Source organism: Sediminihaliea albiluteola (assembly GCF_014077625.1).
In the GTDB taxonomy this organism is placed as follows: domain Bacteria; phylum Pseudomonadota; class Gammaproteobacteria; order Pseudomonadales; family Halieaceae; genus Sediminihaliea; species Sediminihaliea albiluteola.
In genome coordinates, this window is record NZ_JACFXU010000017.1 from 22,494 (window position 1) to 45,458 (window position 22,965).

A 22,965-nucleotide genomic window follows, 5' to 3' on the forward strand; every position below is an offset into this window, starting at 1 on the left:
TCCCTTGGCAAAACTGCTACAATAGCGATCACTTTCGCTTCCGGCCAGCCCTCTTTTCCGATAGGTGATTTTATGTCTAAGCCTCCTGCCACACGACGCTTTATAGCTGGTGCGGTATGCCCGCGTTGCAGTGCCATGGATACTATTGTGGTGGACCAGGAAACGGATCTGCGCGAATGTGTCTCCTGTGGTTTTAGTGAGGCGCGGCCTAAGGATAGCGTGAGCGTTGAGCCCCGCACGCGGGTTAATCGGCCAGTGCGGCGCAGCGAAACCCCTGCAGAGGCAGTGCGTCTTGTTGATCCGAGCAAGCAGCAGGGCGAAGACTAAGACGCTTTTAGCCAAGCATTTTTATGGCTTAGGTAAAGATAGCTGACATACAGGGTCAGGCCACGGGCCGCACTAAATAAGAAAAAAGCGAACCACAGGCCGTGGTTGCCCCAGCTCTGGGTGAAATACCAGGCGGGTAGGTAGACAAGAGCAGCACTGATTACCATGGTTACCATCATGTGTCGTGTTTCTGCGCTGCCGATGAATACGCCATCGAGTAAGTAGCTTGGTCCGGCGGCAAGGGGCATCAGTATTAACCACCAGGCGTATTGGTCAAGCAGCTTGCGTAGCGCATCAAGATCAGTCAGCAGATCAAATAAAGGTGCTTTGAACACCAGCAGCAGCAAGCTCATTACTAAGGCGGTCACAGCACACCATAGCCCGCAGCGGCGCACGCTTTGATAGAAGCCCGCTAAGTCTTGGCCGCCCAAGCGCTGCCCCGATAGCCCTTCCGCGGCAAAAGCAAAACCGTCCATGGCGTAAGCAGATACAAATAACAACTGCATGAGCAATGCATTGGCGGCCAAAATATCGCCCCCGAGTTTGTCACCAGCGGCGGTAAAAAATGCCAAGCTAGCTAGCAGGCATATGGTGCGCACAAAGAGGTGTCGGTTAGCTTGCAGTAAGTGCTGGTAGCCAGACCAGCGCATGAGTGTTGGAAGAAGATCGCGCGGTGGCCGCTGAGGGTAGACCCGCCATACGGTAAATATTGCTATGGCACAGCCTAGGTATTCAGAGAACACGGTAGCCAGTGCAGCCCCGTCACTGCGCATGTCCAAGCCTATAATAAATACGACATCCAATACGATGTTGCAGAGATTGGTGCTGACCACTATCAATAGGGGCCAGCGGGTGTCCTGTCGACCTATACACCAGCCTACTACAGCGTAGGTAGTGAGAACCGCCGGGGCGCTGCTGATGCGAATACTGGCGTAGCTTTCCGCCAGTCCGAGCACTTCACTTTGTGGTGCCATCAGGGCAAAGCCAATGCCTAGCCAAAGCGGATGTAGCAGCCATACAAGTGAGGCCAGTACCAGGGCCAGTACAACGGACTGAGCTAGAATTAGCTGAGCTTGCTTTGAGTTGTCGGCGCCGACCGCGCGAGCCACCAGGCCGGTAGTACCCATGCGCAAAAAGCCAAAGCCCCAATACAAAAAAGACAGCAGTGCGCTACCTATAGCAACGGCGCCTAAATAGCGATTGCTCCCAAGGTGACCGAGGATGGCCGCGTCGACTAGGCCCAGTAGCGGGATGGATATATTGGACAAAATAGCGGGCCACGCGATATTCCAAATTGTCCGATCGAGTGAGTGTTTAGGCATGAGAATGATTCGAAGCTGGTCCCCGCTGGACTATATAGGCAAACCAAAAAAGTGTCAGCGCATGCTTTTCTGGGTAGGTTTTGAGATTTTCTTTCGATATACTCGGAGCAGGCGCTTTGTTAGACGGTATGTCGCAGGGTGAGAATAATAATACAACTGGTACGTTCACAACGTCTCCTGTTCCTTCCTCATAGAAGGTTTATGGTCCGCAAGTGTGTGCTTTGCCCAGAGCTCGGGTTAGGGTGCTACAACGGCGTTGATGCCTTACTAGTTGGGGCAACATAACGGATTTAAACTATGGAGACACGGGAAATGTTTGTGAAAGCAAAACGGCTCTCCGCCCTGACGCTAAGTCCTGTGCTGACCTTAATGGCCATGCTCAATGCAGGTGCCGCTAAGGCGAGCTCTGTGAATATGCCGCCAGGTGTTACCACAGTAGGCCAAACCATCTATGGTCTGCACATGACCATCCTCTGGATATGTGTGATTGTGGGCTTAGTTGTATTTGGGGTCATGTTCTACTCCATTTACCACCACCGAAAATCTCGCGGTGTCACGGCTTCAACCTTCCACGAGAGCACCAAAGTAGAGATTGCTTGGACCCTCGTTCCCTTCCTTATTCTGATTGTCGTCGCTGTACCTGCTACTACCACGCTACTGGATGTTTACGATTTTGAAGACGCTGAGCTGGATGTCTTGATCACCGGCTACCAGTGGAAGTGGAAGTACGAGTATCTGGATGAAGAGGGCGAGAACGTTCAGTTCTTCAGTAATTTACGTACTCCACAGAGTGAGATTTACAACACTGAAAGCAAGGGCGAGCACTACCTCCTAGAGGTAGATGAGCCGCTAGTGATTCCGGTAGACACCAAAGTACGCTTCTTAGTGACAGCTAACGATGTGATTCACGCCTGGTGGGTACCGGAACTGGCGGTTAAAAAGGATGCTATCCCCGGCTTTATTAATGAGACATGGACCAAAGCTAATGAGGTCGGTGTGTATCGAGGCCAGTGTGCTGAGTTATGCGGCAAGGACCACGGCTTTATGCCCATTGTGGTCAATGTGGTCTCTAAAGATGAGTACGCTGAGTGGATTGGTAGTAAGCAGGCTGAAGCTGCCGAAATCAAGAAGCTGATGGCCCAGAACTTTTCTCTGGATGAGCTGATGGAGCGCGGTAAAGGGGTTTACGACCGCTCCTGCGCGGCCTGCCATGGAGCTAATGGTGAGGGCGGCCTGGGTAATGCGATAGCTAAGAGCCCCATTGCCACCGGTCCTTTAGATGGGCACCTCGAGGTCGGCATCAATGGCGTACCGGGCACTGCTATGCAGGCCTTTGGTGGCCAGTTGAACGATGTCGACATGGCGGCGGTGATCACTTATCAGCGCAATGCTTTTGGCAACAATATGGGTGATCTCGTACAGCCCATAGATGTATTCAATCATAAGAAAGGCTAATTGGAGGAGATAGCGATGGGCGCTCATCATCACGGTCCTGCCAAGGGCCTTTCACGGTGGCTGTTTGCCACCAACCACAAAGACATTGGAACCATGTACCTGTGGTTCTCGTTCAGTATGTTTATTTTGGGCGGCAGCTTTGCCATGGTTATTCGCGCCGAGCTGTTTCAGCCCGGTATGCAGCTAGTCGACCCGCTGTTTTTCAACCAGATGACCACCCTGCACGGTTTGATCATGGTGTTTGGTGCGATCATGCCTTCATTTGTCGGCCTGGCTAACTGGATGATCCCGATGATGATCGGGGCTCCGGACATGGCTTTGCCGCGGATGAACAACTGGAGCTTCTGGATTTTACCACCAACCTTTTTATTACTGGCTTCAACCCTGTTTATGGAAGGCGGCGGCCCAGCTTTTGGCTGGACATTCTATGCGCCTCTGTCCACCACCTACGCCGCACCTTCGGTTACCTTCTTTATCTTTGGTATCCACATGGCCGGTCTGTCCTCCATTATGGGCTCGATTAATATCATCGCTACGGTGATGAATATGCGGGCACCGGGCATGACTTACATGAAGATGCCGATGTTCGTGTGGACCTGGTTGATCACTGCTTTCTTATTAGTTGCCGTTATGCCGGTCTTGGCGGGTGCGGTGACCATGATGCTGATGGATATTCACTTTGGCACCAGCTTCTTCTCTGCCGCAGGTGGTGGTGATCCGGTTCTGTTCCAGCATATCTTTTGGTTCTTCGGGCACCCTGAGGTTTACATCATTATTCTGCCAGCCTTTGGCGTGGTGTCGCAGATTATCCCTGCATTTTCCCGCAAGCCTCTGTTTGGTTACGACTCGATGGTCTATGCCACCGCGAGTATCGCCCTGCTATCCTTCCTAGTATGGGCTCACCACATGTACACCGTGGGCATGCCGGTAGCGGGTGAGTTGTTCTTTATGTACGCCACTATGTTGATCGCTGTGCCCACGGGGGTGAAAGTGTTCAACTGGGTGACCACGATGTGGCGCGGCTCGATGACCTTCGAAACGCCCATGTTGTTCGCCATTGGCTTTTTGATTCTATTTACCATCGGCGGCTTTACCGGTTTGATGCTGTCTATCGCGCCGGCAGACTTCCAGTATCACGACAGTTACTTTGTGGTCGCACACTTCCACTATGTCATGGTAGCTGGAGCGCTGTTTTCGATGACCGCGGCGGTGTACTACTGGTTGCCTAAATGGTGCGGCCGTATGTACAACGAAACTATGGGTAAAACCCATTTCTGGATCTCTTTTATTAGCTTTAACGTGGCTTTCTTCCCGCAGCACTTTGTGGGCCTAGCAGGTATGCCGCGCCGAATTCCGGATTACGCCCTGCAGTTTGCTGACTTCAACATGATGTCCAGCATCGGCGCTTTTGTTTACGGCCTGTCCCAGCTGCTTTGGGGCTACAACGTGATCTCCACGATTGTTGCAGGTAAGCCTATTTCTGATGAAAAAGTCTGGGAAGGTGCAGAAGGTCTGGAGTGGACGGTTGCTACACCAGCGCCCTTCCATACATTTGAAACCCCTCCGCAAGTGAAGTAGGAGACTGCGACATGATCAGGGTGAGTAACAACCCAGCTATTAATACTGCCGCTAAGTTGGTGGTGATGGCTGTGTTGATGTTCGCTTTTGTTTTTGTGGTGATGGTGCCCTTGTACAACGTGTTGTGTGATGCACTGGGCATCAATGGCAAAACAAGTGGTCAGGCCTACACTGCCGCGCAATCGGTAGTGGATGAGGAGCGTGAGATCACAATCCAGTTCATTGCCACTAATAACGAAGGGATGCCCTGGGAGTTCAAGCCCGCAGTCACCATGATGAAAGTGCACCCGGGCGCCGCTAACGATACGGTATTTCGTGCTTTTAATCCTTTGCCAAAAGCTATGGTGGCACAGGCAATTCCAAGCATTTCACCGGCTCGAGCTGCCGAGTACTTTCATAAAACTGAGTGTTTTTGCTTCAACCAACAACCTTTAGAGGCTGAGTCTGGGGCCGATATGCCGCTGCAGTTTATTGTCGACCTAGACCTGCCGCGAGATATACGCACCATTACGCTGTCTTACACCATCTTTGATGTAACAGATATGGCGGTCGCTGCCCGCTAGGTATACCGGTCGGAGACTGGTATAGATATTAATGGAGAGCCAATAATATGACGCCCCAGACTTCCACCGAGTTCGAAAAATACTATGTACCTGAAAAGAGCAGGTTGGCCTTGTGTGCTGCCACCGGCTTATTTTTAAGCTTGTTTGGTGCCGCTAATGTCATGAATGACATGACCTATGGCGATCCGAGCGTTGAAACGAATTCTTGGACCATATTTCTCTGCGGTTTGTTTTTCTTCCTTGCCACACTCTTTGGCTGGTTTCGCACCACAATTAAAGAAAATCGTGCGGGCTTGAGCAGTGCTCAGATGAAGAAGTCCTACGCTCTGGGGATGTTCTGGTTCATTTTTTCTGAAGTCATGTTCTTCTTTGTGTTTTTCAGCGCCCTGTTCTATGTGCGTAACTTAGTTGGCCCTTGGTTAAGTGGCGAGGGCGATGGCGGGCGCATGAACGGTTTGCTCTGGCCGGGCTTTGAATACACTTGGCCGATGGCGATCACCCCGCAAGAAGCGATGGGCGGTGCTGCCAGTCAACCGATTGCCAATAATGGTGATTTTGTTAGCTTTGAAAAAAGTATGGCGATCAGTGAAGCCTCTGCGTGGTGGAAGTGGCTGCCTTTGTGGAATACCATAATTCTAGTGTCATCCAGTGTCACGGTGCATATTGCGCACTCGGGATTACTTGCCGATAACAAGCGCAAGTTTAATTTATGGCTGGGGATTAGTGTCCTGCTAGGTATGATCTTCGTTGCTCTGCAGGCATTAGAGTATTACGAAGCATACGCTCACTATGGCCTGACTCTAAACTCTGGTATCTATGGTTCGACCTTCTTTATGTTGACCGGTTTTCACGGCTTCCACGTGATAATCGGTATGACCATGCTATTGGTGCAGTGGCTGCGCTCGGTTAGAGCTGGACACTTTAGCGCAGAAGATCATTTTGGTTTTGAAGCATCGAGTTGGTATTGGCACTTTGTTGATGTGGTCTGGGTGCTCTTATTCCTGTTCGTCTATGTACTCTGATTAGTCCCTGTCGGCCCCTTGCTGTGCTGTGCCTTGCGGGCCGGCATCCCAAGGGGTTCCGTGACCGAGTTGCCCAGTTGCTACGCCATAAATAATGATAGCCAGCAAACTGACAGCAAGGGCTACTCGGATACCTAGCGAATGAACCGTGCCTCGTTTGCTTTTGTCACCCTGGTCTTTCATCAGGTAGTAAAACCCACTTCCCAGGCTGGCGAGCAGTGCTAGCACCAATACAATAATCACGGCTTTTAACAATGTTCAGCTCCTCATATTTTGCTCTGCAGTATAAACCAGCTGGGCTTGTGCTGTTGTTTTGTCACAAGAGCTGGGTGGTAATGAGATGAGCAAAAGAGAAAGCCTAGCACTAAACCTTGAGTGGCGTCTCACACTGTTTACTGCCCTACTTTTGCCTTTGCTAGTGGCATTGGGTTTTTGGCAGCTTGATCGAGCGGAACAAAAGCGTGAGCTGGCTGCTGCCTGGGAAGAGCGCCAAGCAGAAGCGCCGGTGCCACTATCAGCATTATGGGATGCCGAGCTCGGTGAGCTGCCCTACCGGGCGGTCAGTGTGCAGGGGCATTTTGATAGCCAACGCTACCTGCTGTTGGATAACCGTATGAGGCAGCGGCAATTTGGTTACGAAGTGCTGGGCGTGTTTCATTTGCAAGCTAGTGATCGCAAAGTATTGGTTAATCGTGGTTGGCTTGCTGGAGATGCGGCCAGACGCGCCCTGCCAGAAGTGAGGCAGCCAAGTGGCGTACTGCAATTGCAGGGCAGACTATATGTGTCGCCCGGTGAGCCTTACTTGCTTGGCGAGCAAGATTTATTAGCTGATTGGCCTTTGGTATTGCAGGGACTGGAGATGGATAAACTGCAGGCAGCACTGCAGACGCGCTTAGGGGGGGAGCTGTTTCCCTATACCTTGCGTTTGGACGCTGACGACCCCGCGGCTTTATTGGCTGACTGGCCGCTAGTGAATGTTAGTCCAGCTAAGCATAGTGGTTATGCACTGCAGTGGTTCAGTATGGCGCTTGTGTTGTTGCTGCTTTTTATATTTCGAAGCAGTAACCTGTGGCGTGTACTGCGGCCTCAAAGTAAGGGAGAAAACTAACAGGTGAGCCAAGTTAATAATAATCGAATGGTCATCTTATTGATTGCCGGTATTCCACTGACCATGATCTTAGCGGCCACTTGGCTATGGTATTTTGTTGTTCGCGGTGACATTGATCTGATAGGAACTCTGGGCACTGCAAACCGCGGAGATTTAGTTCAGCCACCCCGGCAAATTGCTGAAGCTGGGTTAATCAAAGTTGATGGCAGCGCCTTTAGGTTTCAAGAGCTAGATCCGAAATGGAGCTTTGTCATTCCAAACCAGGGCGCGCGCTGTGCTGCTGAGTGCGAACATCTGCTGTACACCGCGCGACAGATTCATATGGCGATGGGCAAGGAGTTGCTGAGAATCCAGCGTTTTTATGTGGGTACTCAGCAGCTAAGTGATACACAATTTGAAGTCGCAGAATTAAGTGACCAGCACCCTCTTCCCGGTACTTTTAAGGACTACCTTGCTACGGAGCAAATTGGCCTACAGGCACTTCGCGCTAGTCCTGAAGAGTTTGACAAACTTTTTGCTGAGCATTTGCAAGCTGAGGACACTTGGTATCTGATGGATCCTGCGGGCTGGATTATGATGTCCTACAATAACAGCGTATCGTATAAAGACGTGATCGCAGATCTGAAATTCCTGCTGAAAAACTCAAGCGACTAGACTATATATGGCAGAAACAATAATGACAGCCAAAGCGACCTGGCGCGACTACAAAGAGTTGACCAAGCCCAACGTGGTGCTGCTGATGATACTGACCTCGGCCATCGGGATGTTTATGGCTGTGCCGGGTATGGTGCCCTTAGATATTTTGATTCTGGGTAATCTAGGCATCGCGCTCTGCGCTGGTGCGGCGGCGGCGGTTAATCACCTCGTCGATCAGCAAGTCGATCAGCGGATGGCGCGTACGCGCAACCGCCCCGTTGCTCAGGGCCGGGTACCGACTTCCCGAGCGGCACTTTTTGCGCTGCTCATCGGTGGCCTAGGAATGGCGATTTTGGTGATTTGGGTTAATGCCTTAACCGCATGGTTAACTTTAGCTTCCCTAGTAGGTTACGCCTTTGTCTATACCATGTATTTAAAGCGTGCCACGCCGCAGAATATTGTCATTGGTGGCTTAGCTGGAGCAGCCCCGCCACTGTTGGGCTGGACCGCTGTGACCGGTGAAATTCATGGTCATGCCCTGCTGTTAGTGCTGATTATTTTTGCTTGGACACCGCCGCATTTTTGGGCTCTGGCTATTCACCGGCGAGAGGAGTATGCCGCAGTGGATATCCCCATGTTACCGGTAACTCATGGTGTAACCTTCACCAAGATTCATATCCTACTCTACACCCTGATCATGTTTGTGATTACTTTGCTGCCCTTTGCGACCCGCATGAGTGGGCCCTTGTATTTGCTGGGCGCAGTGGTGCTTGGCGGTGGTTTCTTATATTGGGCCATTGAGTTATTGCGGAATCGGAACCCCAAGGCGCCGATGGAGACCTTTAAGTATTCCATAAGCTATCTGATGGCCTTGTTCCTAGTGATGCTAGTGGATCACTACCTGTTCCCCGTTGCCAGCCTGTAAACGAGAGAGCCCCATGTCTAATGATAAGAGGCGACAAGGACGCGGAATCCGCTTAACTGTTGCTGTCATCCTAGTGTTCATCTGTGTGGTGATTGCCGGCTTTGTCTATCGCATCGGGTTGCCACGGATTATGAGTGACGCTGAGTTAAAGGTGAATGGCACTTATGTTCTCGAAACACCCCGTGAAATAGGAGCTTTTTCGCTCATTGATCATCGCGGCGAAGCCTTTGGTCCTGAGCGCTTTGAAGGTCGCTGGTCGCTGGTATTCTTTGGCTTTACGCACTGCCCAGATATCTGCCCAACGACCATGAGCTTCTTGAATCGCTTTGTTACTGAACTTGAAGGTAGCGAAGCGAGTGATATTCAGGTGGTCATGGTTACAGTAGATCCAGCGCGAGATACAGCAGAGCAACTGGCTCGTTATCTGCCTTTTTTCAATGAGGAATTTGTCGGGGTGACGGGGGAGTTTTTAGATATTCATCGCTTTGCAACAGCCTTGAATACACCTTTTCGCAAGGTGCCTGGGCAAGGTGATAACTACCAAGTCGATCATAGTTCTAATGTGGTACTTATCAACCCAAGAGGGCACTACCACGGATTTTTCAAGGCGCCACTTGATCTGGCCAAAATGAAGGTTAGCTATCGTTCGATACGCTACCTCTGGAACCACTAGTCGCCCTGAACTAAGGGCACAGGCAGTGCTACTTAAGTATGTGGCAGCACTGCCTGGTTCAACTCAGCTAAAGCTAAGTTTGGATATCGCCTTGGGGCTAGTTAGCACTAACCAGAAGTGCTTCGCTAGGACGCGGGATATCGCCATCTCGATCAAAACGCTGCTGTAAGAAGGTATCGAGATCTTCAGCTACAGACTTTGTGTTTTGGTAAGCGGGGGCAAAGTTCTCGTGCTCCGCTTTATCTTCCACAGCTATTTTTGCAGCAGCACTAGACTCATGCAAAGCAGCTCTTACAAATAGCTGATCCACGCTCTGTGCGCCAGCGACGGGCGCCAGAACGATTAAACTTAATCCCAAAATAGAACGTAGTTTCATGTTTGTTACTCCTTGAGTGTTACTTTAGAGTCGATAGGGTAACACATTTATCGAGATTGTACAGTTTCGGTAACATTGTGTTACTTTTTCGCATGTTGATCTCATTGAGAAACTCACCGCGAGTAACATTCATATCTTATTGATATATAAGGATTTATTTGGTTTTTTGTTGGTTGTGGGTTCTATATTGGAATTGCTGTGCTGTGAATTATTTCGTAAATTTAATGTTTGGTAACACTTCGCCCTGGGTTTATTGCCTTTGTTGAGCAAGCCGTGATCAAGCGTGGTAATTTGTTTGACGCTGGGCTTTAATTCCTTTGGTAACGCCCCTGCGCCACAAGTGGTTTTCAGTGGGCCGACATTCATAGCAGCGAGAAACTCCATGGCAGACAATGCAAGCCCCATCGTTTTGGTCGATGGATCTTCCTATTTATATCGCGCATTTCACGCGCTTCCTCCACTGTCAAATTCCAAAGGAGAACCTACTGGCGCCGTAAGAGGTGTTATCAGTATGTTGAAACGGCTGCTAAAGGATTATCCCCAGAGCCCAGTGGTGGTGGTCTTTGATGCCAAGGGCAAAACTTTTCGCGATGAATTATTTGCTGAATATAAAGCGCAGCGCCCGCCGATGCCGGATGAGCTGCGCGAGCAAGTAGAGCCCATCCATAAATTGGTTGAGGCTCTAGGCTTGCCCCTGATCTGCGTACCGGGAGTGGAGGCAGACGACGTTATTGGCACATTGGCCCGACAAGCCAGTGAACAGGGTCGTGCCGTAGTTATCTCGACAGGTGACAAAGATATGGCGCAGCTAGTGGATGCCAATACCACTCTGGTCAATACGATGACCGGGACAGCCATGGATGAAACGGGGGTGAAGGAAAAATTTGGCATTCCCCCCAGTCTAGTTATCGATCTCCTGGCCCTGATGGGGGATAAAGTCGACAATATTCCTGGAGTGGCAGGCGTGGGGGAGAAAACGGCACTGGCTTTATTGCAGGGCTTGGGGGGCTTAGAAGAGATCTACGCCGGATTGGATAAAGTTGCTGAATTGAGCTTCCGTGGCGCTAAAACTATGGGGCCAAAGCTAGAGGCAGCGCGCGATCAAGCTTTTTTGTCTTATCAATTAGCAACCATTAAGACAGATGTTGAGTTGAGTGAAACGCCAGAGACCCTTAGCAATAAGGCACCTGACAAGGAGGCTTTACTCGAGTGGTATACGAGACTTGAGTTTAAAGCTTGGTTAGATGAGTTACTCAGTGATGAAGATCAGCCCGCGGCAGAGCAGCTTGAGCAGGAGTATGAAACTATCACTGATCAGGCCGAGCTTGAGCGCTGGATAGCTCGTCTCAAGCAGGCAGAAGTTTTTGCCTTTGACACCGAGACCACCAGCCTCAAATATATGGATGCAGAGTTGGTGGGCCTCTCATTTGCAGTGGAGGTAGGTAAAGCGGCTTATGTGCCGCTAGCCCATGACTACCCAGGTGCGCCAGAGCAGCTTGAGCGCGACAGTGTGCTGGAGCAGTTGCGGCCTCTACTGGAGGATAGCGCCCTAGCCAAGGTCGGACAGAACCTGAAGTACGATGCCAGCGTGTTGGCCAACCATGGGGTTACTTTGCGCGGCATTCGCTATGACACCATGCTGGAATCCTATGTCTTAGATTCCGTGGCGACACGTCACGATATGGACAGTCTGGCTCTCAAATACCTCGGCTTAAAGACCACTAGCTTTGAAGAGATTGCTGGTAAAGGTGCTAAACAGCTGACTTTTAATCAGATCCCTCTGGAGCAGGCGGCGCATTATGCAGCTGAAGACGCCGATATCACTTTGCGTCTACACCAAGCTCTGTGGCCTAAGTTAGAACAGGAGGCGGGCCAAGTCTCTGTCTTTGAAGACATTGAGATGCCCCTGGTGCCTGTACTGTCCCAGATAGAGCGGCAGGGAGCACTAATTTCACGAGAATTACTGCAGCAGCACAGCAGTGATTTAGCTAAGCGTCTACAGGTACTCGAGGAAAAGGCACACGAGCTGGCCGGGCAGCCCTTTAATTTGGGTTCACCCAAGCAGCTGGGTGAAATATTGTTTGAGAAATTAGAGCTACCAGTAATTCGCAAAACACCTAAGGGTGCACCTTCGACGGCAGAAGAGGTATTGGCAGAGTTGGCGCTGGACTACCCCTTGCCCAAGCTCTTATTGGAATACCGTAGTTTGAGCAAGCTGAAATCGACCTATACCGATAAGCTGCCGGAAATGATTAATGATAAAACGGGGCGCGTTCATACCTCTTATCATCAGGCGGTGGCGGCGACTGGGCGCCTGTCTTCTTCCGATCCCAATTTGCAGAATATTCCCATTCGGACGGTGGAGGGGCGCCGTGTACGGCAGGCCTTTATTGCTCCCCAGGGCTATCGCATTGTTGCGGCGGACTACTCTCAAATTGAGCTGCGTATCATGGCGCATCTATCAGCCGATGAAGGCCTGCTGAAAGCCTTTAAAGATGGGCTGGATGTGCATCGGGCGACCGCTGCAGAAGTGTTTGAAACGCCACTCGAAGCGGTCAGTTCAGAGCAGCGGCGCAAAGCCAAAGCAATCAACTTTGGCCTGATTTACGGTATGTCGGCCTTTGGCTTGGCGCGTCAGTTGCACTTGGGGCGAAATGAGGCCCAAGAGTATATTGAGCGCTATTTTGAACGCTATCCGGGGGTTCAAGATTACATGGACCGCACTCGAGAGTTAGCCCATGACAAGGGCTATGTGGAAACCTTGTTTGGGCGGCGGCTCTATCTGCCAGAAATTAACGCGCGTAATAAAATGCGGGTGCAAGCTGCTGAGCGTATGGCGATTAATGCGCCGATGCAGGGCAGCGCTGCAGATATCATTAAAAAAGCGATGCTATCGGTTCATGCCTGGCTGCAAGATGAGCGCCAAGATGCCCGTATTATTATGCAAGTGCACGATGAGTTAGTACTGGAAGTGGCCGAGCAAGAAGTTGAGGCGATCAGCGCAAGGGTATGCGAGCTAATGGCTGGTGCCGCGCAGTTGGCAGTGCCACTTTTAGTTGAGGCCGGTGCCGGTGCGAACTGGGACGAGGCCCATTGATTGACAGCTGACGGGGGCTCGGAAAAGTTTCTAAGCGCAAGGGGAACTTATCTCGTCAATGGGCGTCTTAATATTCGTAGCTTACGGCTACACGCTCAATTGCTCACTCTCCATGGGCAATAGATGAGCAAGTCTCTTCCCCAGAGACGCTATCTGGCCCAGTCACTTACCCCCTATAGGTGACTGGGCTTTTTTTATTGATGATATTCACTCAGGGCAGGGGTTCAGATTCTGCTGTTGGTCCCTCATCCTGGGCGCTGCTGTCACAGAGCCAGGCATTTAACACCCGGATAAGTTCTTTATGACCCGTATCTTTTAGGGCCGAAAACAGCTGCACGCTCACTAGATCCGCGTGTCCAGCCAGCTGCTTACGCAGCTTTAGCAGTGTTGAGCTAGCAGGGCCATTTTTGAGTTTGTCGGCTTTGGTTAGGAGGATGTGCACCGGCATTTGAGCGGCCAGTGCCCAGTCGAGCATTTGCTGATCAAAGGCCTGTAGTGGGTGTCGCACATCCATCAGTAACACTAGACCGCGGAGACTTTGGCGCTCCTGTAGGTAAGTTTCTAGCTGTCGGGTCCATTCTTTTTTGACTGATTGCGGTACTTTGGCAAAACCGTAGCCGGGTAAATCGACCAGTCGTTGATCATCACTGAGAGAGAAGAAATTGATCAGCTGGGTTCGCCCTGGCGTCTTAGAAGTGCGCGCCAACTTTCGATTGCCAGTTAAGCTATTGATTGCACTAGATTTTCCAGCGTTAGAGCGGCCTGCAAAAGCAACTTCCCAGCCCTGGTCAGGCGGGCATTGGCTAAACTTACTGGCGCTGAGTAGAAAATTTGCCTGACGGTAATCGGGCGCAGTGACAATCATTGAGGTATCCAAATCGGACATGCGAGAAGGTCGCCTTTTTTTGCATGGGGTAACTCGTATATAATGCCACAGCTTCTTCGCAAGTTATCATCTGCTTGCGAATCTGGCATTAATCCCGACACTGATTGAGGTCACCCATGAAAAACTTGAAACTCCTGGCCTGCGCCGTCACCGTGATCGCCGCGTCTTATGCGCCAGCGAGCCTTGCTGAGCCGCCAATGGATAAGTACAACAGCAGCTGTGCTGTGTGTCACGCCACAGGGGTTGCCGGTGCGCCTAAAACCGGTGATGTTGCAGCTTGGCAGCCGCGCCTTGAAAAAGGCATGGAGCAAATGATGCAGTCCGTCAACGGTGGTTTAAATGCCATGCCGCCAAAAGGTATGTGCTTTAACTGTAGCGATGAAGACTACCAAGCATTGATTGAGTATATGTCCTCGCCAGCTGAGTAAGCCGGCCTACAATCCATAATTCAGACCTGGAAGTGAAATGAAAAAGATCGCGATGATATGCGGCCTGCTTTTTGGCTTAAGTCAGCTTAGCCAAGCAGCAACGATGCCTAAAGGCGACGCGGATGCTGGCAAGCAAATGACTACAGCTTGTTCGGCCTGTCACGGTGCGGATGGTAATAGTGCCGCGCCCACCTTCCCCAAACTGGCAGACCAAAACGCGCGCTACCTGTTTAAGCAGTTGCAGGATATTCGCGATGGTGCCCGTCCAGTACCCACTATGATTGGCCAGCTTGATGGCAAAAGCGATCAACAGCTTGCTGATATAGCGGCTTATTATGCCGCCCAGCCGCGCAGCGGTAGTCAGACAGACCCTGAGCTCCTAGAGCTTGGTGAGAAAGTCTACCGCTCTGGAGTGGCTGAGCGTGGCGTAGCTGCTTGTACTGCTTGCCACTCACCTCGGGGTAAGGGTAATGCACCCGCTGGCTTCCCTTCACTAGCTGGGCAACATGCTGACTATATTGCCAGCCAGCTTAAAATGTACCGCCAGGGCTATGAAGATGAAGCTGGGCGTACCAATGATGGTGATACCCGAATCATGCGTACCACGGCCTTTGGCTTGAGCGACAAGGAAATAGAAGCCGTTGCGAGTTATGCGGCGGGCTTGAAATAAGCCTTATAGCTAGTGAAAAAGGCGATTGTTTAATCGCCTTTTTTTCGTTTTACAGAACGTTATGGGCTCACTGTGGTCATAGTTGAACGTTTTATAGGGAGATTTCCATGCTGAAAAAATTGATTGTGGCTTTATCGCTTACTGTTCTAATGCCTCTGTCTGCTGTAGCGCAAGAGTGGCGAGAGGGCGAACACTACGACCTGATCACTCCGTCGGTGCGTACTGCCAATAGCAACAAAATCGAAGTAGTAGAGTTTTTCTGGTATGGCTGTGGTCATTGCTACAATTTTGAGCCGATGGTTAGCCAGTGGAAGAAGACTTTGGCTGATGATGTCGAAGCCCATGGCTCTCCCGCCGTGTGGAACAAAGGCATGGAGCTTCATGCCAAAGCTTACTACACCGCGCAAGTGCTAGGTGTCTTAGAGACTATGCACCCAGTATTATTTCAGGCGATGAATGTCGACCGTAAGCGCCTCGCCTCTGATGATGAAATTAAAGCATTATTTACGGCAAACGGGGTATCTGCTGAAGATTTCGATAAGGTCTACAGCTCTTTTGGCATCAATAGTCAGGTACGCCAAGCGAATAGCCGTGCCCGTGCGGCCAAAATTACTGGTACGCCAGAGATGATGGTAAATGGTAAGTATCGCATCAGCACACGCAAGGCTGGCAGTCAGGCCAATATGCTGAAAATTGCTGATTATCTGATTGAGAAAGAGCGAGCTAGCGCTAGCCAAAAGCAAAGCTAGTATCTAGAAAAGTACAGCGCGACCGGTAATGGGTCGCGCTTTTTAAAGTTTTAAGCTACTCAGCGCTGCTCACTAGCAGCGCATGTTGAAGTCCTACATCCCGCTACTGTAGTTTTTTAGCGACACTTTGCCGCTGGCACGTATCTGTCTAAATGCGAGACCGTACTCGCGCAACATTTCTAAGCAATAGCTAAGACGTGCCTCAAAGTACTCCTGAGCGCTGGGGTTGTTGTCCTGCTCATTGTCATTGAACACCGTGTCGACATAACGAATGATGAGATGCTCTGGTAGATAACAGATACGGTTGTTTTTGTAAGAGCTAGTGCGTAACTCGGCGACCGGAAAAGAGCCGCCGTCAGCAACTGACACCGTGACGATCAGCGCCGGCTTGTGAGAGAGCTCTTCCCCAGCGGTCCACATCAGAAAAAAGTTTTTTAAGCGCGAGGGCACCATGCCGTGCCACTCGGGTGACACCACGATAAAAGCATCACAGCTATGGAGCGCTTTGCTCAATGGTTGCAGCAGTGCTTGCCACTCGCTGTTATCCGCATCCCAAACGCCTTCATCCCAAAACGGTAGATCACTGTCGGCTAGGTCGTACAGCCAGGTCTCATCACATATTCCCTGAGCTTTTAGAGATTTCTCAATATAGCGGGAAACCTTGCCACTTTGTGAATTGCTGCGGTGGCTACCGCTGATAATGCCAATTTTCATGCCAAGTCCTTGGGTCAATCAGATGGTCATCCAGCCCGGGGTGGGCAGGTTTTTATTGTTTAGAAATACGGGGTTAAACAGTTTGCTCTGGTAGCGGTTACCGTAGTCACAGAGGATGGTTACGATAGTGTGGCCTGGCCCGAGTTCCTCGGCGAGTCGCACAGCGCCGGCAATATTGATCGCTGAGGAGCCGCCTAGACACAAGCCTTCGTATTGCAGTAGAGCAAAGAGGTAGGGCAGCGCTTCGGCATCGCTGATATTGAAGGCGTGATCAACTTGGGCTAGGGCGATATTACCTGTGACATGGTTGATGCCGATGCCTTCCATAATGGAGTTGCCCTCACTGGCTTGTAGCTTACCGCTGCGGAAATAAGCCGCTAGTGAAGCGCCAGAGGGATCGGCAATGCCAATTTGAATGTTCTTGTTGTGAGCCTTCAGTGCAGTGGAAACCCCCGCCAAGGTGCCACCGGTGCCAGCCGCGCATACGAAGCCATCAATTTTGCCCTCGCATTGGCGCCAAATTTCTTCGCCAGTGGTATCGCGGTGCATGGCCATGTTAGCGGGGTTGTCGAATTGTCGTGCCCAAATTGCTCCATTAGGCTCTTTCTTGGCGTAGTCTGCGGCAAGGCGCTCGGCAGTGTGGACGTAATGATTTGGGTCGGCGTAGGAGGTTGCGGGCACGAGGTGCAAATCGGCGCCGAGCAGCTCTAGGGTGTCGATTTTTTCTTTACTCTGAGTGATAGGCATCACTACTGTGCTGCTGTAGCCCAGGGCATTGGCTAATAGGGTGAAACCAATACCGGTATTGCCAGCGGTGCCCTCTACGATTCGGCCGCCGGGGCGCAGTTCGCCAGCTTGCTCCGCAGCGCGAATAATACCCAGTGCGGTGCGGTCTTTGATTGAGCCGCCGGGGTTAAGAAATTCGGCTTTTCCTAGAATCGTGCAGCCGGTCTGCTCTGATACTTGGCGCAGGTGCAGGAGTGGCGTATTGCCTATCAGTTGGGTGACATCGGCGGCGCTGTGCAAGGGCAGATCTCCGCTAGTAAAAATGGGTCGCTAGTATGCCATAGCCACAGGCCACTGGTCAGGTCTCCTGAGGCGGATCTAGGCTGCGTACGCGCAGCAGTAAAATAAGCCCTAGGCCAGCTAGGATAGACATCAGCCACACCATGGGTGCCGGTGAGTCGCTCAGCAGCAGGCCAACCGCTCCGCTGGCAGCTGCTGAGACGCCCATTTGAATAAAGCCAAATAAGGCAGATGCAGTGCCTGCCATGTGCGGGTAAGGCTGCAGGGCCAGGTTCATGGCGTGTGGCAATACCATGCCCAGTGAGGCGGTGTAGATCATTGTCGGTAACATTAGAGCCCAGATGCTCTGTGGCCAAATGCTGCTACAAGTCAGCATGATCAGGCAGGCGCTGGCAGCTAATATGGCGCCCATGCGTACTACTTGGTCGGATTCAAAGTGGCTGGCAAGTTTGGCGCTGGAGGCGCTGCCGATAAAATAGCCCACTACCGTGGTAAGAAAAATAAGGCCAAAGTACTGTATCGGTACACCGAGCATTTCCAAATAGACGAAGCCGGAAGCTGCGAGGTAGGACATCATCGCCGCGTAGCACAGGGAGCAACCGAGGGCGACCACCATAAAACTGGGTGAAACGCTGAGCTCACGGTAGTTGCGGCCAATACTTAGAGGGTGAAGGCTCTGTCGCTGTGGCAGTGACTCAGGCAAAAAATAGTGCACCAAGTAAACCATTAGCAGGCCATAAATGGCCAAAAACACAAAAATACTGGACCAAGGGAAAATTATTAGCATGGCGCTGCCCAAGCTAGGGGCAACGGCCGGTGCTAGAGCCATTAGCATGGCAATGATCGACAGGGCTTTGGCGGCGCGACGCGGGCCGAAAAGGTCGCGTGTGACAGCCCGGGATAGTGTCGGCCCCACGCAGGCCCCGAGACCCTGCAGCAGACGAAAGGCAATCAGTTGTTCCACGCTGGTTGATAAGCTGCAACCGATACAGGCAATGATAAAAATTGCGGTACCGCCAATCAGTATCGGCTTGCGGCCGAAACGGTCCGCGAGGGGGCCGCAAAATAGATGAAAAACTGCAAAGCCGGTGAGGTAGGCGCTCAGGGTGAGCTGAATATTGGCGACCGAGGTATCAAGCGCTTCGCGCATGGCGGGCATGGCCGGTAGATACATATCGATACTTAGCGGGCCAAGCGACACCATGGCGGCCAGTAATACCAGCATCCAGCGTGAGTCGGGGTGTAAATATTGCTTATTTGCGGCGGCCATGGGGCGGCGATGCTACCACGCTTTAGGCTGCAAATCGATTCGCTTTGTGCTGATTATTAAACTCGATAGATTAAAGGCTTGCGATAAAAGTGAGCGCTAACTTTCGGTGCCGTTTATATGATCTAAAGGTAGTGCTGTGCGCTGCATGACGCGACGCAACTCAAAGCTGGAGTGCACGCCAGTGACGCCGGGTATGCGAGTCAATTTGCCGAGCAGAAAGCGCTCGTAGTACTCCATGTCGGCGACCACCGCCTTTAACAGATAGTCAGCGCTTTGGCCGGTGACTACCGAGCACTCCATGACCTCCGGGTAGCTGCACACTTCTTGTTCAAAAGCGTCAAAGCGATCAGGGGTATGGCGATCCATGCTGATGCCGATATAGGCGGTGAGTTTTAGGCCTAGCCGGGATTGATTGAGCAGTGTGACATGACCTTGAATGAGGCCCGACTGCTCTAAGCGCTTAACTCGCCGGGAGCAGGGCGTAGGTGATAAGCCCACTTGTTCTGCCAGCTCTAAATTGCTGATGCGAGCATCGCGTTGCATCAGTTCAAGGATGTGGCGATCAATGCGATCAAATTTCAAGGAAGATGCCTCTGTGTATCTGTTGTTAAGGGTATATGAGGACTATAACTCTAATAAATGGAAAAAAAATAGTGAATTATTGCAATAAGACCACTAAAAATAGCAATCTTTGCAGTAATTAACTCAAGGGCTCAGGTTATACTATGCGCCTTGGCTGACACGTCTGTTGCTGCCGTACCAGCGGGGTTATCGCTCCGCCGGTCACTGGGCAAAACCTCACGAGGGCGAGCGTTCTTTAACTAGCGCGCGACAGACCAGCCTCCCAAATACACGATCAGGAAGTTAAGCATGAGCCATTTTGACCACCGCAAATACAAGCCTTTTGAGCCTATACGCATGACCTCTCGTCGCTGGCCCGATCGTCAGCTAAAGCAGGCGCCGCTCTGGTGTAGTGTGGACTTAAGGGATGGCAACCAGGCACTGATCGAACCCATGACTGCAGCGCAGAAGTCAAAGCTTTGGGATCAATTGATTAAAATTGGCTTCAAAGAAATTGAAGTGGGCTTTCCTTCGGCTTCTAGTCACGACTACGACTTTGTTCGCGAGTTGATCGACAACAAGCGGATTCCCGACGATGTGACCGTGCAAGTTCTGACCCAGGCTCGCCCCGATTTGATCGAGAAGACATTTGCCGCCTTGAAAGGTGTTCGCCGGGCCATTGTGCACGTGTATAACTCCACCTCTACCGTGCAGCGTGAACAGGTCTTTAGTCTGGATCGCGATGGCATTATTGATATTGCTGTACGCGGTGCACAGCTGGTGAAAGATTGCGCTGCTCGCTATCCCGAAACTGAGTGGGTGTTTGAGTATTCACCAGAGAGCTTCACCGGAACGGAGTTAGATTTTGCGGTTCAGGTTTGCGATGCAGTGACTGATGTGTGGCAGCCGACACCCGAAAAGCCGGTGATTATTAATCTTCCCGCTACCGTTGAAATGAGCACGCCTAATGTCTATGCCGACCAAGTGGAGTGGTTTTGTGACCACGTGGCACGTCGCGATAGCTTGCTGATTTCTCTGCACACCCATAATGATCGTGGCTGTGCTGTGGCAGCGGCAGAGTTGGGTGTACTAGCTGGGGCCGATCGCGTCGAAGGCACCTTGATGGGTAATGGTGAGCGAACCGGTAACATGGATGTGGTGACCATGGCGATGAACCTCTACAGCCAAGGGGTTGATCCCGAGTTGCAGTTGGGACACATGGACGAAATTATCCAGACTGTTAAAGAGTGCACGCAGCTGCCGGTCCACCCGCGTCATCCTTACGCTGGTGAGTTAGTGTTTACGGCCTTTTCGGGCAGTCACCAGGATGCAATTAAAAAGTGCTTGGCTAAGCGCGATGAAGATAGCGCTTGGGAAGTGGCTTATCTGCCCATTGACCCTCGAGATATTGGCCGTTCCTATCAAGAGGTTATCCGCATTAACAGTCAGTCGGGCAAGGGCGGGATTGCCTATGTGCTCGAGCGTGACTATGGCTATGAGTTACCGCGCTGGCTGCAAATTGATTTCAGTTCAGCGGTGCAAGCTTATGCGGAACAGCGTGAGAAAGAAGTTTCTGGTGCGGAGGTACTGGATCTCTTCCAGCAGACTTACCTCGCCACTGATGGCGAGTTCGCGCTGGGTAACTATCAGGTCAATCGCTCTGACAACGTCGACGAGTTGCAAGTTGAATTGAAACAAGGGGCGAGCACTCACAGCTTGCAGGGCGCCGGAAATGGCGTGGTGGCCTCCTTTGTCGATGCCATCAGTCGTTTCACTGGCAAGCAGGTGGTGCTGGTGGAATACAGCGAACACGCTCTCAGTCAGAGCGCTGATGCGGAAGCGGTCTGTTATATCCAGCTCAATGTGAATGGCGAGCGCTACTGCGGGGTAGGTCGCAGCAGCGATATCATTCAGGCTTCGCTAGACGGTATCTTGAGCGCCATCAATCGTGCGATTAAGCAGGCAGCCGACAATGCCGCGGCCTGAGCGCGGCATTGATAGGGCTTAAGGGATTTTTTTAGTTCAATAAGGGTGGCGGCGGAAGTAATCTTTTGCCGCCGCTTTAACTTTACCCGATAGCATCAGGGTGGCGACCATTGTCGGTATGGCCATTAGGCCGTAGGAGCCGGAAACTAGATTAAATACTACGTCGATACTGACGCTAGCCCCAAAAATTACCGTGCCAACAAATAGCCAGCGGTAGTGGTGCTGGATATCAGCTCCGAATAAAAAGCCAAAGCACTTAGCGCCGTAGTACCACATGGTGAACATGGTGGTGCTGGATAAAATCAATGTGATGGCAAACATCAAGATGACACCGAGAGTGCCGAGGTCTTCACGAAATGCGTTGACGGTTAAGTTGATCCCCGATAAATCGCCTGGGTTTTGCCAGGTCCCGGCCAGTAGTATTACCAGTGCAGTACAAGTGCAGACAATCAAGGTGTCTGCCACTGGCCCCAGCATGGCAACTAAGCCTTCCCGGACCGGTTCGTTGGTGCGCGCGGCACCGTGAGCCATAACCTCTGTTCCCACCCCCGCTTCATTGGAAAACGCGCCGCGGCTGATACCAATTAAAATCATGCCCAAGAGACCCCCACCCACCGCTTGAGGGTTGAAGGCTTCACTAAAGATTGAGGCAAAAACCCCCGGCACTTCGTCGATGTGTATGGCTAGCATGATTAGAGTTAGGCCGAGATAAGTCAGTACCATCACTGGCAAGAGTGCCACGGCAACTTTGGCCACCCGTGGTAGACCGCCGAAGATCACAATGCCCACTAAGACAGCCATGGCGCAGCCGATCAGTAAGCCGGTCATGGTCGGGTCCGCGTGGGGGAAGACCTGTTCGCGAATTAGAGCGGCTAGCTGGTTAGATTGGAAGATCGGCAGCGTACCGACTAAACCTGCCACTGAAAACATGATCGCCAGTGGGTAAAAGCGACGCGGTAGAGCCTCTCGGATGATATACATGGGGCCGCCTTGAAGGCGCCCTAGATTGTCTTCTCCGCGATACATGACGCCGAGGGTGCAAGTAAAAAATTTAGTGGCTACACCGACCAGCGCAGAGACCCACATCCAGAAGATGGCGCCCGGGCCACCGGCTACGATAGCCAGCGCTACACCGGAAATATTGCCCAGCCCCATGGTGCCTGATAAGGCGGCGGCCAATGCTTGAGCGTGACTGAGTTCGCCCGGCTCATCCGGCGTGTCGTGTTTGCCGAGCATAATGCCCAGTGCGTGACCGAAATGCCGATAGGGTAAGAAGCGTGAATAGAGCGCAAAGAATATTCCGCCTCCCAACAATAAGGTGACTAAAGGGGTACTCCATACCGCATCGGCGAAAGTGGCAGAGAGCTGCTGCAATAATTCCATGGGTCTCCCGTTTGGCGACTTATCTGTGAATGCTGCGCAAAAATGGCGAGCATAACACATGGGCTTTCAGCGCCGAGCACTGATATTCTAAGCTGAGGTCCCTGCGTGACAGTTAAAATAAGACTAGAAGGAGTCATTCTATGCGGGCAACACAACAGCCTCCGTGCATCACTGCTCCAGTGTTGGCGTAGATTTGGATAGCTTGTCATG

24 protein-coding genes are annotated in these 22,965 nt (G+C 51.6%); 14 read left to right on the forward strand and 10 right to left on the reverse strand.

From position 1 onward, the window contains the following. Positions 1–72: 72 nt before the first annotated feature. The gene (locus H2508_RS11855) at positions 73–327 is read left to right on the forward strand and encodes a YheV family putative zinc ribbon protein (RefSeq protein WP_182173879.1); all 255 of its coding nucleotides are present in this window, start codon (positions 73–75) and stop codon (positions 325–327) included. Here H2508_RS11855 and H2508_RS11860 read toward each other — a convergent pair. After that, positions 324–1,595 (reverse strand): MATE family efflux transporter, encoded by a 1,272-nt coding sequence (locus H2508_RS11860; protein ID WP_235965334.1) that lies wholly within the window; start codon positions 1,593–1,595, stop codon positions 324–326. The genes H2508_RS11855 and H2508_RS11860 overlap by 4 nt on opposite strands. 366 nt (positions 1,596–1,961) lie before the next feature. Between H2508_RS11860 and coxB the strand changes: the two genes are divergently transcribed. Genes coxB through H2508_RS11880 form a run of 4 tightly spaced genes read left to right on the forward strand, consistent with a single transcriptional unit; the run spans position 1,962 to position 6,267 of the window. After that, positions 1,962–3,104 carry a cytochrome c oxidase subunit II gene (gene coxB / locus H2508_RS11865; RefSeq protein ID WP_182173884.1) on the forward strand — a complete coding sequence of 381 codons (1,143 nt, stop codon included), beginning with the start codon at positions 1,962–1,964 and terminating at the stop codon, positions 3,102–3,104. Between the two features lie 15 nt (positions 3,105–3,119). Then, the gene (gene ctaD / locus H2508_RS11870; protein ID WP_182173887.1) at positions 3,120–4,682 is read left to right on the forward strand and encodes a cytochrome c oxidase subunit I; all 1,563 of its coding nucleotides are present in this window, start codon (positions 3,120–3,122) and stop codon (positions 4,680–4,682) included. A gap of 11 nt (positions 4,683–4,693) precedes the next feature. After that, complete coding sequence (locus tag H2508_RS11875; protein ID WP_182173890.1) at positions 4,694–5,245, forward strand: cytochrome c oxidase assembly protein; 552 nt, start codon at positions 4,694–4,696, stop codon at positions 5,243–5,245. Between the two features lie 47 nt (positions 5,246–5,292). Next, positions 5,293–6,267 carry a cytochrome c oxidase subunit 3 gene (locus H2508_RS11880; RefSeq protein ID WP_182173893.1) on the forward strand — a complete coding sequence of 325 codons (975 nt, stop codon included), beginning with the start codon at positions 5,293–5,295 and terminating at the stop codon, positions 6,265–6,267. Here the strand turns inward: H2508_RS11880 and H2508_RS11885 are convergent, their stop codons facing one another. Further along, complete coding sequence (locus H2508_RS11885; protein ID WP_182173896.1) at positions 6,268–6,522, reverse strand: DUF2909 domain-containing protein; 255 nt, start codon at positions 6,520–6,522, stop codon at positions 6,268–6,270. It abuts the gene before it with no gap. An 85-nt stretch (positions 6,523–6,607) separates the two neighbouring features. Between H2508_RS11885 and H2508_RS11890 the strand changes: the two genes are divergently transcribed. From H2508_RS11890 to H2508_RS11905, 4 genes are read left to right on the forward strand one after another with little or no spacing between them, the layout of a single operon-like run. Next, positions 6,608–7,375: an SURF1 family protein gene (locus H2508_RS11890; RefSeq protein WP_182173899.1), complete on the forward strand. Its 768-nt coding sequence runs from the start codon at positions 6,608–6,610 to the stop codon at positions 7,373–7,375. A 3-nt stretch (positions 7,376–7,378) separates the two neighbouring features. Next, positions 7,379–8,029 carry a hypothetical protein gene (locus H2508_RS11895; RefSeq protein ID WP_328799367.1) on the forward strand — a complete coding sequence of 217 codons (651 nt, stop codon included), beginning with the start codon at positions 7,379–7,381 and terminating at the stop codon, positions 8,027–8,029. Positions 8,030–8,036: 7 nt separating this feature from the next. Further along, complete coding sequence (gene cyoE / locus H2508_RS11900) at positions 8,037–8,936, forward strand: heme o synthase (RefSeq protein WP_182173903.1); 900 nt, start codon at positions 8,037–8,039, stop codon at positions 8,934–8,936. Between the two features lie 13 nt (positions 8,937–8,949). Beyond that, positions 8,950–9,609, forward strand: coding sequence for an SCO family protein (locus H2508_RS11905; protein WP_182173906.1), 660 nt, complete (start codon positions 8,950–8,952; stop codon positions 9,607–9,609). 97 nt (positions 9,610–9,706) lie between these two features. Here the strand turns inward: H2508_RS11905 and H2508_RS11910 are convergent, their stop codons facing one another. Both H2508_RS11910 and H2508_RS11915 read right to left on the reverse strand, forming a co-directional pair. After that, positions 9,707–9,985 carry a hypothetical protein gene (locus H2508_RS11910; protein ID WP_182173909.1) on the reverse strand — a complete coding sequence of 93 codons (279 nt, stop codon included), beginning with the start codon at positions 9,983–9,985 and terminating at the stop codon, positions 9,707–9,709. A 129-nt stretch (positions 9,986–10,114) separates the two neighbouring features. Then, entirely contained in the window at positions 10,115–10,378 is a 264-nt protein-coding gene (locus H2508_RS11915; protein WP_182174796.1) for a hypothetical protein, read from the reverse strand. Here H2508_RS11915 and polA point away from each other — a divergent pair. Beyond that, a complete protein-coding gene (polA, locus tag H2508_RS11920; protein ID WP_182173912.1) occupies positions 10,368–13,082 on the forward strand; it encodes a DNA polymerase I in 2,715 nt (904 codons plus the stop codon). The genes H2508_RS11915 and polA overlap by 11 nt on opposite strands. A gap of 211 nt (positions 13,083–13,293) precedes the next feature. Here polA and yihA read toward each other — a convergent pair whose 3' ends face one another. After that, positions 13,294–13,968: a ribosome biogenesis GTP-binding protein YihA/YsxC gene (yihA, locus tag H2508_RS11925; protein ID WP_220463762.1), complete on the reverse strand. Its 675-nt coding sequence runs from the start codon at positions 13,966–13,968 to the stop codon at positions 13,294–13,296. Positions 13,969–14,084: 116 nt separating this feature from the next. Between yihA and H2508_RS11930 the strand changes: the two genes are divergently transcribed. The 3 genes from H2508_RS11930 to H2508_RS11940 all read left to right on the forward strand — a co-directional run bounded on the left by H2508_RS11930 (position 14,085) and on the right by H2508_RS11940 (position 15,815). Continuing rightward, positions 14,085–14,396, forward strand: a complete 312-nt coding sequence (locus H2508_RS11930) for a c-type cytochrome (protein ID WP_182173915.1) — start codon at positions 14,085–14,087, stop codon at positions 14,394–14,396. Between the two features lie 37 nt (positions 14,397–14,433). After that, the gene (locus H2508_RS11935; RefSeq protein ID WP_182173918.1) at positions 14,434–15,066 is read left to right on the forward strand and encodes a c-type cytochrome; all 633 of its coding nucleotides are present in this window, start codon (positions 14,434–14,436) and stop codon (positions 15,064–15,066) included. A 107-nt stretch (positions 15,067–15,173) separates the two neighbouring features. Further along, complete coding sequence (locus H2508_RS11940) at positions 15,174–15,815, forward strand: thiol:disulfide interchange protein DsbA/DsbL (RefSeq protein WP_182173921.1); 642 nt, start codon at positions 15,174–15,176, stop codon at positions 15,813–15,815. A gap of 93 nt (positions 15,816–15,908) precedes the next feature. On the opposite strand, the gene H2508_RS11945 is transcribed toward H2508_RS11940, so the two are convergent. The 4 genes from H2508_RS11945 to H2508_RS11960 form a co-directional block, all read right to left on the reverse strand. Continuing rightward, entirely contained in the window at positions 15,909–16,529 is a 621-nt protein-coding gene (locus tag H2508_RS11945) for an NADPH-dependent FMN reductase (RefSeq protein ID WP_182173924.1), read from the reverse strand. Positions 16,530–16,547: 18 nt separating this feature from the next. Continuing rightward, positions 16,548–17,555 (reverse strand): cysteine synthase A, encoded by a 1,008-nt coding sequence (locus H2508_RS11950; protein ID WP_182173927.1) that lies wholly within the window; start codon positions 17,553–17,555, stop codon positions 16,548–16,550. A gap of 58 nt (positions 17,556–17,613) precedes the next feature. Further along, positions 17,614–18,825 carry a multidrug effflux MFS transporter gene (locus H2508_RS11955; RefSeq protein WP_182173930.1) on the reverse strand — a complete coding sequence of 404 codons (1,212 nt, stop codon included), beginning with the start codon at positions 18,823–18,825 and terminating at the stop codon, positions 17,614–17,616. A gap of 96 nt (positions 18,826–18,921) precedes the next feature. Continuing rightward, positions 18,922–19,407: an Lrp/AsnC family transcriptional regulator gene (locus H2508_RS11960; protein WP_182173933.1), complete on the reverse strand. Its 486-nt coding sequence runs from the start codon at positions 19,405–19,407 to the stop codon at positions 18,922–18,924. Positions 19,408–19,695: 288 nt separating this feature from the next. Here H2508_RS11960 and leuA point away from each other — a divergent pair, with 288 nt between their 5' ends. Then, complete coding sequence (gene leuA, locus H2508_RS11965; RefSeq protein ID WP_182173936.1) at positions 19,696–21,372, forward strand: 2-isopropylmalate synthase; 1,677 nt, start codon at positions 19,696–19,698, stop codon at positions 21,370–21,372. Positions 21,373–21,408: 36 nt separating this feature from the next. Here the strand turns inward: leuA and H2508_RS11970 are convergent, their stop codons facing one another. Then, positions 21,409–22,755 carry an alanine/glycine:cation symporter family protein gene (locus H2508_RS11970; RefSeq protein WP_182173939.1) on the reverse strand — a complete coding sequence of 449 codons (1,347 nt, stop codon included), beginning with the start codon at positions 22,753–22,755 and terminating at the stop codon, positions 21,409–21,411. Positions 22,756–22,965 lie beyond the last annotated feature (210 nt).

What these genes read in the sequence shown, in the direction of transcription:
- H2508_RS11955 (WP_182173930.1), bottom strand. Translation starts at nt 18,825, where the DNA reads ATGGCCGCCGCAAATAAGCAATATTTACACCCCGACTCACGCTGGATG.
- H2508_RS11935 (WP_182173918.1), top strand. Translation starts at nt 14,434, where the DNA reads ATGAAAAAGATCGCGATGATATGCGGCCTGCTTTTTGGCTTAAGTCAG.
- cyoE (WP_182173903.1), top strand. Translation starts at nt 8,037, where the DNA reads ATGGCAGAAACAATAATGACAGCCAAAGCGACCTGGCGCGACTACAAA.
- H2508_RS11945 (WP_182173924.1), bottom strand. Translation starts at nt 16,529, where the DNA reads ATGAAAATTGGCATTATCAGCGGTAGCCACCGCAGCAATTCACAAAGT.
- H2508_RS11940 (WP_182173921.1), top strand. Translation starts at nt 15,174, where the DNA reads ATGCTGAAAAAATTGATTGTGGCTTTATCGCTTACTGTTCTAATGCCT.
- yihA (WP_220463762.1), bottom strand. Translation starts at nt 13,968, where the DNA reads ATGTCCGATTTGGATACCTCAATGATTGTCACTGCGCCCGATTACCGT.
- ctaD (WP_182173887.1), top strand. Translation starts at nt 3,120, where the DNA reads ATGGGCGCTCATCATCACGGTCCTGCCAAGGGCCTTTCACGGTGGCTG.
- H2508_RS11930 (WP_182173915.1), top strand. Translation starts at nt 14,085, where the DNA reads ATGAAAAACTTGAAACTCCTGGCCTGCGCCGTCACCGTGATCGCCGCG.
- H2508_RS11970 (WP_182173939.1), bottom strand. Translation starts at nt 22,755, where the DNA reads ATGGAATTATTGCAGCAGCTCTCTGCCACTTTCGCCGATGCGGTATGG.
- H2508_RS11875 (WP_182173890.1), top strand. Translation starts at nt 4,694, where the DNA reads ATGATCAGGGTGAGTAACAACCCAGCTATTAATACTGCCGCTAAGTTG.
- H2508_RS11890 (WP_182173899.1), top strand. Translation starts at nt 6,608, where the DNA reads ATGAGCAAAAGAGAAAGCCTAGCACTAAACCTTGAGTGGCGTCTCACA.
- H2508_RS11855 (WP_182173879.1), top strand. Translation starts at nt 73, where the DNA reads ATGTCTAAGCCTCCTGCCACACGACGCTTTATAGCTGGTGCGGTATGC.
- leuA (WP_182173936.1), top strand. Translation starts at nt 19,696, where the DNA reads ATGAGCCATTTTGACCACCGCAAATACAAGCCTTTTGAGCCTATACGC.
- coxB (WP_182173884.1), top strand. Translation starts at nt 1,962, where the DNA reads ATGTTTGTGAAAGCAAAACGGCTCTCCGCCCTGACGCTAAGTCCTGTG.
- H2508_RS11910 (WP_182173909.1), bottom strand. Translation starts at nt 9,985, where the DNA reads ATGAAACTACGTTCTATTTTGGGATTAAGTTTAATCGTTCTGGCGCCC.
- H2508_RS11880 (WP_182173893.1), top strand. Translation starts at nt 5,293, where the DNA reads ATGACGCCCCAGACTTCCACCGAGTTCGAAAAATACTATGTACCTGAA.
- H2508_RS11905 (WP_182173906.1), top strand. Translation starts at nt 8,950, where the DNA reads ATGTCTAATGATAAGAGGCGACAAGGACGCGGAATCCGCTTAACTGTT.
- polA (WP_182173912.1), top strand. Translation starts at nt 10,368, where the DNA reads ATGGCAGACAATGCAAGCCCCATCGTTTTGGTCGATGGATCTTCCTAT.